The sequence below is a fragment of the Peristeroidobacter soli genome, from assembly GCF_004138485.1.
Taxonomy (GTDB): Bacteria; Pseudomonadota; Gammaproteobacteria; order Steroidobacterales; family Steroidobacteraceae; genus Steroidobacter; species Steroidobacter soli.
Map to the genome: position 1 here is coordinate 1,109,513 of NZ_ML142848.1, position 12,053 is coordinate 1,121,565.

11 protein-coding genes are annotated in these 12,053 nt (G+C 62.5%); 1 reads left to right on the forward strand and 10 read right to left on the reverse strand.

Features of this window, described 5'->3' with window-relative positions; genetic code table 11:
• Positions 1 to 7: 7 nt before the first annotated feature.
• The 8 genes from EKO19_RS04525 to ssb form a co-directional block, all read right to left on the reverse strand.
• Positions 8 to 790: an undecaprenyl-diphosphate phosphatase gene (locus EKO19_RS04525; protein ID WP_129775193.1), complete on the reverse strand. Its 783-nt coding sequence runs from the start codon at positions 788 to 790 to the stop codon at positions 8 to 10.
• Positions 791 to 963: 173 nt separating this feature from the next.
• Entirely contained in the window at positions 964 to 1,680 is a 717-nt protein-coding gene (locus EKO19_RS04530; protein WP_129775194.1) for an FMN-binding negative transcriptional regulator, read from the reverse strand.
• 95 nt (positions 1,681 to 1,775) lie between these two features.
• Positions 1,776 to 3,299 carry an apolipoprotein N-acyltransferase gene (gene lnt, locus EKO19_RS04535; RefSeq protein WP_157995119.1) on the reverse strand — a complete coding sequence of 508 codons (1,524 nt, stop codon included), beginning with the start codon at positions 3,297 to 3,299 and terminating at the stop codon, positions 1,776 to 1,778.
• 245 nt (positions 3,300 to 3,544) lie between these two features.
• The gene (locus EKO19_RS04540; RefSeq protein WP_129775196.1) at positions 3,545 to 4,396 is read right to left on the reverse strand and encodes an HlyC/CorC family transporter; all 852 of its coding nucleotides are present in this window, start codon (positions 4,394 to 4,396) and stop codon (positions 3,545 to 3,547) included.
• Positions 4,389 to 4,883, reverse strand: a complete 495-nt coding sequence (gene ybeY, locus EKO19_RS04545; RefSeq protein WP_129775197.1) for an rRNA maturation RNase YbeY — start codon at positions 4,881 to 4,883, stop codon at positions 4,389 to 4,391. Before ybeY ends, EKO19_RS04540 begins: the two co-directional genes overlap by 8 nt.
• A complete protein-coding gene (locus EKO19_RS04550; RefSeq protein ID WP_246038827.1) occupies positions 4,880 to 5,890 on the reverse strand; it encodes a PhoH family protein in 1,011 nt (336 codons plus the stop codon). The genes ybeY and EKO19_RS04550 overlap by 4 nt, the downstream gene beginning before the upstream one ends.
• Before the next feature lie 17 nt (positions 5,891 to 5,907).
• On the reverse strand, positions 5,908 to 7,284 hold the full coding sequence (miaB, locus tag EKO19_RS04555; RefSeq protein WP_129775198.1) for a tRNA (N6-isopentenyl adenosine(37)-C2)-methylthiotransferase MiaB: 1,377 nt from the start codon (positions 7,282 to 7,284) through the stop codon (positions 5,908 to 5,910).
• 189 nt (positions 7,285 to 7,473) lie between these two features.
• Positions 7,474 to 7,974: a single-stranded DNA-binding protein gene (gene ssb / locus EKO19_RS04560; RefSeq protein WP_129775199.1), complete on the reverse strand. Its 501-nt coding sequence runs from the start codon at positions 7,972 to 7,974 to the stop codon at positions 7,474 to 7,476.
• Positions 7,975 to 8,210: 236 nt separating this feature from the next.
• Between ssb and uvrA the strand changes: the two genes are divergently transcribed.
• Complete coding sequence (gene uvrA / locus EKO19_RS04565) at positions 8,211 to 11,066, forward strand: excinuclease ABC subunit UvrA (RefSeq protein ID WP_129775200.1); 2,856 nt, start codon at positions 8,211 to 8,213, stop codon at positions 11,064 to 11,066.
• Positions 11,067 to 11,090: 24 nt separating this feature from the next.
• Here the strand turns inward: uvrA and EKO19_RS04570 are convergent, their stop codons facing one another.
• Positions 11,091 to 11,495, reverse strand: a complete 405-nt coding sequence (locus tag EKO19_RS04570; protein ID WP_129775201.1) for a hypothetical protein — start codon at positions 11,493 to 11,495, stop codon at positions 11,091 to 11,093.
• 114 nt (positions 11,496 to 11,609) lie between these two features.
• Complete coding sequence (locus tag EKO19_RS39740; protein WP_129775202.1) at positions 11,610 to 12,029, reverse strand: GFA family protein; 420 nt, start codon at positions 12,027 to 12,029, stop codon at positions 11,610 to 11,612.
• Positions 12,030 to 12,053 lie beyond the last annotated feature (24 nt).

Below are 12,053 nucleotides of genomic sequence, written 5' to 3' on the forward strand. Positions count from 1 at the left end.
AGATCCTTTAGACGGCAACCAGCAACGCAATGCCCAGCGCGATGCGATACCAGGCGAACACAGTGAATCGATGTGTCTGGATATATCGCAGCAGCCACTTCACCGCGATGAACGCGACGATCGCCGACACCACGAACCCCACCGCCAGGTCGCCCCAGTTCTCGTTCGCGAGCTGACCGTCTTCATACAACTTGAGCAATTCGTAAGCCGTCGCGGCGAACATGGTCGGAATGCCGACCAGGAACGCAAAATCGGCCGCGGCCGAACGCGACGTCATGCCGGCGAGCATGGCCGCGAAAATCGTCGCCGCCGAGCGCGACGTACCAGGAAACACTGCCGCGAGGATTTGCGCCAGACCGACCCAAGTGGCCACGCTCCAACTCAGCGTGTCACGGACCGGCTGCCGGCTGGCGTAAGCCTCGACCGCGAAAATCACGATGCCGCCGACGATCAGCGCCCAGGCAATCGGCGCCACCGTATCGGGAAGTTCCAAGCCGAGCTTCTTGGCGATCAGGCCGCCGATCACGGTGACGACGAACGCCCAGCTCAGCTTGTACAGATAATCGCGACTGACGGGATCCTTGAGATGGGTGACCAGATTCCACAACCGCTCCCAATAGATGAAGACCACCGCGAGAATCGCGCCCGCCTGAATGGCGACCGTGAACAGTTCCGAGCGCCGGCCCAGCCAGTGCTGCGCGATCAACAGATGACCGGTGCTGGAAATGGGCAGGAACTCGGTGATGCCCTCGATGATCCCGAGCAGCAGGACCTGTAAAAAATTATCCACTCGTCCCCATCAGCATTCAGTGGCACATCGGCCCATGATACTGGCGCGACGCAGCCGGGGACAGGGCCTGCGGGTTCACGAACCATGCATCCGGGCATTAAGTTTCGGCCACCCGCCGGCAACTGCCGTATTTACACTGAAGTCAGCAACTGGCGACAGGACTTGGACAGGTTTCAGCCGCGGCCCGAATTGAACTCGCGCATCCAGGCATGCAGCTCGGCACGACCGGCCTCGCTCAGACCGATCATGATGTCGGCGAACACATCGTCACGCTCATCCTGACCCAGTTTGAATTTGGCCCGTACGTTGCGAACCCTGGCGCGAAAGCCGATGACGCGCTGGGCCAATGAACCATAACGCGCGCCCATGTCATCCACTTTCCATGCAGCTGCCGTCGACGAGCGCGGCGTTTGCTTTTCCATCGTGTTCACGAGCTCACGCAGATGGGCTTCGATGGCTTCGGGCTGCTCGAAGAATTCCACGTCGACGAAGAACTGCACGCTGGCGTAATTCCAGGTCGGCGCCTGGGTCTTGTCCTGCATCCACGACGGCGAAATATAGCCATTCGTGCCCAGCACCAGCATCACCGCCTTGGGATTCTGCATCAGCAGTTTGTATTGATCGTTGGAGCGCGCGAAATGCCCTTCCAGCACGAGGTGGCCGTCGGCATCGGCTGCCGCGAGGATGGGCAGCAACGTCGAACGGTAGCTGTCTTCCGCGACCGAACCGGACACCACCCAGGCGAGCGGCTGCTGTTGCACGAGACGTAACAGATCCGCGTCGGAGCGCGGCGCGAAACGATCGACCTTGGCGTTCATGGTGCTGGGGCCCTGATGAAAGTGCGCAATGCTATTGGCCGCCGCGACCGGCAGCTTTGCTATGCGGATCATTTATTACAGCGCGCGGGCCACACGCGCTACGTATAAGCGGATCACATCTATGACTCGCCACCTGCGGTGGCGGGGTACATCCCTGTACCCGGACGTCAGCGCTCCGATTTACGCAGCGGCCAGAGTCCGGCCGCCAGGAGCAGGAAACTCACAATGATGACGGGCCAGTTACCGACCTGCGCATAAGGCGTCAGCCCGACGCGCGGCTGCACATCGCCGGTCAACACGCCCGGCTTGAAGCGAGGGAACGTTTTCTCGATCGCACCGTTGGCCGCGATGATCGCGGAGATGCCGTCATTCCCCGCACGCAGCAGCTGCCTGCCTGCCTCGAGCGCGCGCATGCGACTGATCTGCAGATGCTGATGGGCGGCAGTGGAATCGCCGAACCACGCATCGTTAGTCACATTCACCAGTAGCGTCGCGGTCTTGAGGACTTCGAGCTGATCCGAGGCGTAGGCGTCTTCATAACAAATCGTCAGCGCCAGCTTCTGACCGGCGGCGTCGAGCGGATCCTGATTCTCGACCCCGGCCCGGAAACCGCTGTACGGCAGATCCATGCCGCGCAGCCAGGAGGTGATCCACTTCGGCAGCTCCGGGAAATACTCGGTGAGCGGCACGAGCCTGCGCTTCGCGTACCACTGCGGCTCCTTGTCGAGCGCCAGCACCGCGTTGTAATACACCTGTTCTTCGAAGTCGTAACGCGCCTGGCCGAGGACCAGGGCCGAGCCCGCAGCGTGCGCGGCCGTCCACTCCTCGCTCAGCACATCGGTCAGCTCATGCGACAGACCGGGCAATGCCGCTTCCGGCCAAATGATCAGCTTGGTGCCGAGATGCTCGCGAGTGAGCTTGCGATACAGCTCGATGGTCTTGTCGCGCTGGTCCTCTTCCCATTTCATTTCCTGCGGGACCGCGCCTTGCACGATGGCGACGCTGATGGGTTCGCCGATCTTTTGGGTCCACTCTTTGTTGTGAACCGACAGACCGATCAGCCACACGACACCGATGACGCTGGCCGCCGCGATGCGCGTGTTCTTGTTTCCAAGCACCAGCGCGGCGACGGCACCGGCGCATAGAGTCACAGCCAGACTGACGGTGTAAACACCACCCACCGGCGCGAAGCCCGCGAGCCACGTATCAGTTTGTGTGTAGCCGAGCGCGAGCCAAGGAAAGCCGCTGAGAAACCAGCCCCGGAACCATTCGAGAATGACGATGGCCGCGGGCAGCACGAGCAACCAACGAACCCAGCCCTGTGCCGGAATCCAGCGCTTCAAGGCATAGCCGACCAACGCCGTGTACGCCGACATGATGGCGACCAGCGCCAGCATCACGAACATCGTCAACCACATCGGCGCGTGACCGATGGTGTGAATGCTGTGATACAGCCAGTACGTGCCGGCGAGATACGTGCCGGCGGTAAACAAGAAGCCACGCTTGGCGGCCTGCTTCGGCGTCGCGTCTTCCCAGGCGAGGAACAGGAACGCGCAGCAAAGCACCGCTAGCGGCCAGATATTGAACGGCGCGAACGCGAGCGACACCGCGGCGCCGACCGGCAAGGACGCGTGCGTGTAGAACTTGAAGGCTCGCACGCCCGGAGCGTGTTCCTTTTCGAGCAGCGGCATTGCCGCCATTTCTCCCTTCGAAGTGTTCACTTGGATGCGCTTGTCGGCTGCCGATACCCGCCGCGCAGCGTAGCATTGCTCGAGGTCATGACAATGACGAATGACAGGATCGATCGTGCCAAGCCGGCCCCGCCCATTTCATGCTTTGCCGGGCGATTTCCGCCGGTGCCTGTACCCGCCGCATTCGAGCGCCTGTCCGGCACATCGCAGCGTCCTCGTCCACCACCGGACCGGCGCGCACCCGATCAATCGTCTTTCGGTTCGATATCGCGCGGCGTGATCACACGCAGCAGGTCGAGGCGGCGGCGATCGGCGCGCAGTACTTTGAATTCGAGCCCGCCGAGCGAAAAAGATTCACCGCGCCGGGGCAACCGGCCCAGGCTGCTGATGGCCAGGCCACCGATGGTGTCGAACTCTTCGTCGCTGAAGTCGGTGTTGAAGTAGCCGTTGAACTCATCGATGCGGGTCTGCGCCTTGACGGTGAACTGCCGCTCGCCTTCCTTGCGGATGTCCAGGTCGTCGTCGGTGTCGTACTCATCGCCGATGTCGCCGACGATCTGCTCGAGCACGTCTTCGATGGTCACCAGGCCGGACACGCCGCCGTACTCGTCGACCACGATGGCCATGTGATGATGGCTGACGCGGAATTCCTTCAGCAGCACGTTGAGACGCTTACTCTCCGGAATGAACACCGCCGGACGCAGGCATTCCTTGATGTCGAAGTTGCCGCGGGCACCGTCGGCGAAATACCGCAGCAGGTCCTTGGCGAGCAGTATGCCGGCGATCTGATCGCGATCGTCGCCGATGACCGGATACCGCGAGTGGCCGTGCTCGACCACCATCGGCAGGATCTCCTCCGGCGGATCGTCACGATTCACAATTATCATCTGCGAGCGCGGCACCATGATGTCGCGCACCTGCAGCTCGACGACCCGAAACACCCCCTCCAGCATTTCATGCGCGTCGGAGTCGATGATGCCCCGCTCCCGCGCCTGCCCCAGCACTTCGTTGAGATCTTCCAGATCGCGCGGCTCGCCGCTCAGTGAGCCGGTGATCCGTCGCAGCCAGCTGCCGGTGTGACTGTGCTCTTCAGGCATAAGGGTTGTCGTATCCGAATTGCGCCAGAATCTTCACTTCACGGGCTTCCATCGCCGTGGCGTCACGATCGTTCTCGTGATCGAAGCCCAACAGATGCAGCACGCCGTGGACCACCATGTGGGCCCAATGCGCCTGCGCCGGTTTGCCCTGTTCCTTCGCCTCGCGCGCCACCACGGGCGCGCAGATGGCGAGATCACCGAGCTCGGAAAACTCTTTGGCAGGAAATCGAGTCGGCACGCCGTTCTTGCCCGGCGCGAGCGCCGCGGCCGGAAACGACAGCACGTTGGTCGGTTTGTCTTTGGCGCGCCAGGTACGGTTGAGACGGCGGCTCTCGGCGGCGCCGACGACGCGAATAGTGAGCGCGAGATCGCGGTCGTCACGGGGCAGATAGGGGGCGCAGGCAGCCTGCGCCCACCGGTTCAGACTCCGGGCATGCGGTACGCCGCGACGCGAACTTGCCACTTGCACGGTCACGGCCAATTTCAAGCTCCGTCGCCTCCAGGCCGGTCGGGAGCGGCCGCCTGTTTGCGTTCGTACGCCTGCACGATCCGCTGCACCAGCGGATGCCGGACCACGTCACGCGAGGTGAAGTGGGTGAAAGCGACGCCGTCGACGCCCGGCAGCACGTTCATCACATGCCTCAGCCCCGACAGCTGCTGCTTGGGCAGGTCGGTCTGGGTGATGTCGCCGGTCACGACCGCCTTGGAACCGAAGCCCATGCGGGTCAGAAACATCTTCATCTGCTCCACCGAGGTGTTCTGAGCTTCGTCCAGAATGATGAAGGAGTCATTAAGGGATCGGCCGCGCATGAACGCCAGCGGCGCGATTTCGATCACCTGGCGCTCGATGGCGCGCGCCACGCGGTCGAAGCCCATCATGTCATACAGGGCGTCATACATCGGCCGCAGATACGGATCCACTTTCTGGCCGATATCGCCGGGCAAGAAGCCCAGGCGCTCGCCCGCTTCCACCGCCGGACGCACCAGCACGATGCGACGGACGCGATCCGTCTGCAGCGCCTCGACCGCGCAGGCCACGGCAAGATAAGTCTTGCCTGTGCCCGCCGGCCCGATGCCGAACGTCAGATCGTTGGTGTGGATGTTATGCAGATACTGTCTCTGATTCGGCCCCCGCCCGCGGATCCCGCCGCGTTGGGTATGAATCGTCACCTCATCCGACGGACGAGGCGCGACCAATACTGGCGCCGTTGTCGCTTCTTCCATGCCTGCCTCCTGCACAGCCAAGTGCACACGATCCGGTGTGATTGCTTCCTTCGACGACAGATCGAACAAACGTCGCAGCACCCGCTCGGCCGCACTGGCCGCGGCCCCGGGGCCGGACACTTCTATGTGACCGCCACGACGATGCACCTGCACGTTGAACCGCTGCTCGACGTGCCGTAGGTTCTCGTCCATGGGGCCTACGAAATTGGCGAGCCGGGCGTTGTCCACTGGCTCGAACGCGAGCTCGCGCGTTGCGATGGATGCGTTCAATTGCGACCCACGCGCGCTCACTGAGTAGCCACGGCAAACTCCGCCGCGGCCGGGATGGAAGAAGTGTCGCCCGCGCCAACCAGCCGGCCACGCAGCGAATTCGGCATGGCTTCGGTGATCAACACATCGGCGAATTGATTGATCAGCGAGTGCGGGCCATCGAAGTTGACCCAGCGCATGTTCTCGGTCTTGCCGGCAATCTGTCCTTCGTGTTTCTTCGCGGGCCGCTCGACGAGCACACGCTGCACCGTGCCGACCATGCGACGACTGATCTCCAGGTGCTGCTGATTGATCCGCGCCTGAAGAATCTCCAGTCGCTTGTGCTTCTCTTCCTGAGAGACATCGTCCGGCAGCGACGCCGCCGGCGTACCGGGGCGACGGCTGTAGATGAAGCTGAAGGACTGATCGAAACCGACGTCGGCGATCAGGTTCATGGTCGCTTCGAAATCTTTCTCGGTCTCGCCGGGGAAGCCGACGATGAAATCCGACGAGATGCTGATGTCCGGGCGCACCGCGCGCAGCTTGCGGATCTTTTGTTTGTATTCGAGCGCAGTGTAACCACGCTTCATCGCCATGAGAATGCGGTCCGAGCCGGCCTGCACCGGCAGATGCAGATAATTCGCGAGCTGCGGCACGTCGCGATAAGCCTCGATCAGCGAGTCCTTGAACTCCACCGGATGTGACGTTGTGAAGCGGATGCGCTCGATGCCCGGCACGTCCGCCACGCAATAAATCAACGTACCCAGATCGCAAGGCGTTCCATCGTCCATCGGGCCGTTATACGCGTTGACGTTCTGGCCGAGCAGATTGATTTCCTTCACACCCTGATCGGCGAGCTGACGGATCTCCGTCATCACCGACTCGAACGGACGGCTCACTTCCTCGCCGCGCGTGTAAGGCACGACGCAGAAGGTGCAGTACTTGCTGCACCCTTCCATGATGGACACGAAGGCGGTCGCGCCTTCCGAGCGCGGCGCCGGCAGGTGATCGAACTTCTCGATCTCCGGAAAGCTCACGTCGACCACCGAGCGGCCGGCCGAGCGGATCTCGTTGATCATGTCCGGCAGCCGATGCAGGGTTTGCGGCCCGAACACCAGGTCGACATAGGGCGCGCGCTTGGTGATGCCGTCGCCTTCCTGACTGGCCACGCAGCCGCCCACGCCGATCAACAGGTCCGGCTTGTTCTTTTTCAGCTGCCGCCAGCCACCGAGCTGCGAGAACACCTTCTCCTGCGCCTTCTCGCGCACCGAGCAGGTATTGAGCAGCAACAGATCGGCCTGGGCCGGGTCGTCGGTCGGCTCGTAGCCCCCTGCCTCGCGCAGCACGTCCACCATGCGGGCGGAGTCGTACTCATTCATCTGGCAGCCGAAGGTGCGGATAAAGACGCGAGGCATTGGGTAGAACGGGCGGACGAACGCAAGCTATGAGGGCTGACAAGGATAAGGGCGCCGCCGGGGCTTTTCCACCGGCGCACGCAATTCGGGGCCCGGCAGCACAGTTGGCTGGCGGGCCCCGAGAGGTAGGGGCAATCTTTTGTTAATTCAAGAGCATGGCAACATTCGCCAGCCCCATTCCGGTGCGCTTCAGAACGGAATGTCGTCGTCGAAGCCGCCGCCACCGCCGTCATCGGCCGGCGGAGGCGCCGAACGCTCGCTCTGCTGGGGACGGGACGGGGCACGACGCGGCTGTTCGTCGTCGCCGCCAAAGCCGCCGCCACCCCCTCCACCACCGCCGCCTCCGCCACCACCCCGGCCGCCGAGCATCTGCATGTTCTGGCCGATGATTTCGGTGGTGTAACGGTCCTTGCCTTCCTTGTCCTGCCACTTACGGGTGCGCAGCGAGCCTTCGATGTAGACCTGCGAGCCCTTGCGCAGGTACTCCGCGGCGATCTCGCCGAGCTTGTCGTAGAGGACGATGGCGTGCCACTCGGTGCGCTCCTGCATGTCGCCGGTCTGCTTGTCCTTCCAGGACTCGGAGGTGGCGATGCGGATGTTGGTGACCGCCTTGCCGCTGGGCATGTAGCGCGTGTCGGGATCCGCTCCCAAGTTGCCCACCAGAATGACTTTATTGATACCGCGCGCCATGACAGCGAACCTCGAATTCAGTGAAGGCGGGGATTGTAAACGCGGTTGGCCAGGCTCGCAGGACATTCTCGACAGCCAAACTGGCAGTTATTCAGCCCCCCGCTACCGCCCGATTCGTGCTTGGCGACGCTGTGCCGGCCGCAGGCCAATTCCTGCCGTTGGCTGACCAGGTTTTGCTCCAACTTGGCCGGCTCCGTATATTGAACGATCCCCTTTTGACGCCACGTACGGTAGCCATGCCTTCCATCGTCATCCGCGGCGCCCGCACTCACAACCTGCGCAACATCGACCTCGAGATCCCGCGCGACAAGCTCATCGTCTTCACGGGCTTGTCGGGCTCGGGCAAGTCGTCGTTGGCGTTCGACACCATCTACGCCGAGGGCCAGCGGCGCTATGTCGAGTCGCTGTCGGCCTACGCGCGGCAATTCCTGTCGATGATGGAAAAGCCCGACATCGATTCGATCGAGGGCCTGTCGCCGGCCATCGCCATCGAGCAGAAGTCGACCAGCCACAATCCGCGCTCGACCGTTGGCACGGTCACCGAGATTTACGACCACCTGCGCCTGCTGTTCGCGCGCGTCGGCACGCCGCGCTGCCCGGATCACGGCGTCGATCTCGCCGCGCAGACGGTGAGTCAGATGGTCGATCAGGTGATGCGCCTGCCCGAGGGCACGCCGCTGCTGCTGCTCGCGCCGATGATCGATGAACGCAAAGGCGAGCACGCTCAGGTGTTCGAACAACTGCGCGGCCAGGGTTTCGTGCGCGCGCGCGTCGACGGCCACGTCGTCGAACTGGACGCCGTGCCAAAGCTCGACCCGAAGAAAAAGCACAGCATCGATGCGGTCGTCGACCGCGTGAAAGTCCGCCCCGACGCGGCTCAGCGCCTGGCGGAGTCCTTCGAAACGGCGCTGCGCATGGCAGACGGCGTCGCGCGGGTTTCGTTCATGGACGATCCGAAGCGTGAAGAACTGGTGTTCTCCGATAAGTTCGCCTGCACGGTCTGCGGTTACAGCATCGCGGACCTGGAGCCGAAGCTGTTCTCTTTCAACAATCCCGCCGGCGCGTGTGCCACGTGCTCGGGCTTGGGCGTGCAGCAGTTCTTCGATCCGGCGCGCGTGATTCATCATCCGAATTTGTCGATTGCCGGTGGCGCGATTCGCGGCTGGGATCGGCGCAACGCTTATTACTTCGCGTTGATGCAATCGCTGGCCAAACACTACAAGTTCGACGTCGAGAATCCTTGGGAGGATCTGCCTGCCAAGAGCCGAAAGGTCGTGCTCTACGGCAGCGGCGAAGAAAAGATCGACTTCAAATACGTCAACGCTGCGGGCGGAACGCTGCGTCGTTCTCACAAATGGGAAGGCGTGATTCCGAATCTCGAGCGGCGCTATCGCGAGACCGAGTCGGTCGCGGTTCGCGAGGAGCTTGCCAAGTACCTCAGCAATCAGCCCTGCCCCGATTGCGGCGGCACGCGTTTGAATCGCGCGGCCCGCAATGTGTTCGTTGCCGAGCGCAGTCTGCCGGAGCTGGCCAGATTGGCGGTCGCAGATGCGCTGAGCTTCAGCTCGGATCTGAAGCTGGAAGGCTGGCGCGGCGAGATCGCGGGCAAGATCATCAAAGAGATTGGCGAGCGATTGCGGTTCTTGAGCGATGTGGGGTTGGATTATCTGACCTTGGATCGCAGCGCCGACACGTTGTCCGGCGGCGAGGCGCAGCGCATTCGGCTCGCGAGTCAGATCGGCTCGGGGTTGGTTGGCTGTATGTACATTCTCGACGAGCCTTCGATCGGCTTGCACCAGCGCGATAACGATCGACTGCTGCTGACGTTGAACCGGCTGCGCGATTTAGGAAACACCGTGCTGGTCGTCGAGCACGACGAAGATGCGATTCGCCATGCCGATCATGTGGTCGACCTCGGCCCGGGCGCGGGCGTGCACGGCGGCCAGATCATCGCTCAAGGCACGCCGGCGGAGATCGCGGCGGATGCCAATTCGATCACGGGCCAGTACCTGTCCGGCAAGCGCGGGATTGCGATTCCGGCGATTCGCACGCCGGTGCAGGCGGAGCGTCATCTGCGCGTGGTGAACGCGCGCGGCAATAACTTGAAAGGCGTGACGGTCGATATTCCGCTCGGGGTGATGACGTGCGTGACCGGCGTGTCCGGCTCGGGCAAGTCGACGCTCGTGAACGACACGCTGTATCAATTCGTCGCGCGACAGCTGAACGATGCCTCCACCGACCCGGCGCCCAGCGACGGTGTCGAGGGCCTGGATGAGATCGATCGAGTCATCGATATCGACCAGAGCCCCATCGGCCGCACTCCGCGCTCCAACCCCGCGACGTACACGGGCCTGTTCACGCCGATTCGTGACATCTTCTCCGGCGTGCCGGAAGCGCGCGCTCGTGGCTATGAAGCGGGACGATTCAGCTTCAACGTCAAAGGCGGCCGCTGCGAGGCCTGCCAGGGCGACGGCGTGATCAAGGTCGAGATGCACTTCCTGCCCGACGTGTACGTGCCCTGCGATGTCTGCAAAGGCAAGCGCTACAACCGCGAGACGCTGGAGATTCGTTACAAGGGCAAGAACATCAGCGAAGTGCTGGAGATGACGGTCGAAGACGCGCTCGAATTCTTCCGCCACGCGCCGGTGATCGCACCGAAGCTGCAGACATTGATGGATGTCGGCTTGTCCTATATTCGCCTGGGTCAGAACGCCACGACGCTATCAGGCGGTGAGGCTCAGCGTGTGAAGCTGGCGAAGGAGCTGTCGAAGCGTTCGACCGGTCGCACGCTTTATATCCTGGACGAGCCGACGACCGGCCTGCACTTCTTCGACATCGAACAATTGCTGGGCGTGTTGCATCGTCTGCGCGATGAGGGCAACACGATCGTGGTCATCGAACACAACCTCGACGTGATCAAGACCGCGGATTGGATCATCGATCTGGGACCGGAAGGTGGCGGCGGTGGCGGCACGATCGTGGCGACCGGAACGCCCGAGCAGATTGCTCAGGTGAAGGGGTCGTACACCGGTAAGTATTTGCAGCCGATTCTGGAGAAAAAGAAGCCGGCGGCGGTTCGGAAGCGGGCGTGACGCCGCAGCCGACCCTGGCAGTCGCTACGGCTCATTCTCCACTTGCGGCCAGATGAGGTTCAAAATCCCGGCCACGGCGAACCCGATCACCGAAACGACAAAACATCCCATGGCCGCTATGGTGGCGGTGAACGACGCACCAAAGTCCATATCCCCTCCGACCGGTCCGGTGGCCATGAAGTTTGCGCAGAACACAAACAACAGCACCGCCACACAGCCCCCTGCCACGCGAAGGAATCGATTCCGCCACCAGATCCACAACGCCGCGCAAATCAGCGATGGCACGGCCAGCGATGCATAGCCTCCCAACGAAAGCTGGAACCGGGCATCCACGCTGGCGTAGCGCGCCCCGAGCGCAACAAGGCACGCCGCCGAGGCAAGCGACAGCAGAGCGATGAATGCGCTGTAACGCGACAACCTGAAACTCATAAATCTCGTTGAGCGGGTCTCAACCATTACAGACCGTCCTGATGCCCCATGAGCGTCTGGCTCAGCGCCGGAATCTCCAGCTCGAGATCGCCACCCGGCTGATGATGTCGCTACTCAAACTGCCGAGCTGCCCGTGCTGCTTTCGGGATAGGAAGGCAACCCGTCTGCGAAGATCACCCAGCTTACGTTGTGGCTCAGCCACGAGTGATGCGTTGGAGGATACTGGTTCGGATCATCTAGCGTGCACGTAGCAACGTCGATCTCTCCCGGGCACGATGCTGACCGATAGGTCAAAGGAGTGCCGCACGCCGGGCAGAATGTTCGCTCAACCGGATCGGATGACGAGAACCTTGCCGGCTCGCCTGTCATGAAACTGAAGTGGCGCTCCTCAACGGTGATCCAGGCGACGGCCGGCGCTCCGGAAATGCGCCTGCAAGTCTGGCAGTGACACACCATGCTGCCGATGGGCGGCGCCGACAGCCGGTATCTCACTTTGCCGCAGAAGCAACCGCCTTCAACGTCGACGCTTTCCATGACTCCCTCAGGCGTTAGTGGCGC

What these genes read in the sequence shown, in the direction of transcription:
- ssb (WP_129775199.1), bottom strand. Translation starts at nt 7,974, where the DNA reads ATGGCGCGCGGTATCAATAAAGTCATTCTGGTGGGCAACTTGGGAGCG.
- EKO19_RS04530 (WP_129775194.1), bottom strand. Translation starts at nt 1,680, where the DNA reads ATGATCCGCATAGCAAAGCTGCCGGTCGCGGCGGCCAATAGCATTGCG.
- EKO19_RS39740 (WP_129775202.1), bottom strand. Translation starts at nt 12,029, where the DNA reads ATGGAAAGCGTCGACGTTGAAGGCGGTTGCTTCTGCGGCAAAGTGAGA.
- EKO19_RS04570 (WP_129775201.1), bottom strand. Translation starts at nt 11,495, where the DNA reads ATGAGTTTCAGGTTGTCGCGTTACAGCGCATTCATCGCTCTGCTGTCG.
- EKO19_RS04540 (WP_129775196.1), bottom strand. Translation starts at nt 4,396, where the DNA reads ATGCCTGAAGAGCACAGTCACACCGGCAGCTGGCTGCGACGGATCACC.
- lnt (WP_157995119.1), bottom strand. Translation starts at nt 3,299, where the DNA reads ATGCCGCTGCTCGAAAAGGAACACGCTCCGGGCGTGCGAGCCTTCAAG.
- uvrA (WP_129775200.1), top strand. Translation starts at nt 8,211, where the DNA reads ATGCCTTCCATCGTCATCCGCGGCGCCCGCACTCACAACCTGCGCAAC.
- miaB (WP_129775198.1), bottom strand. Translation starts at nt 7,284, where the DNA reads ATGCCTCGCGTCTTTATCCGCACCTTCGGCTGCCAGATGAATGAGTAC.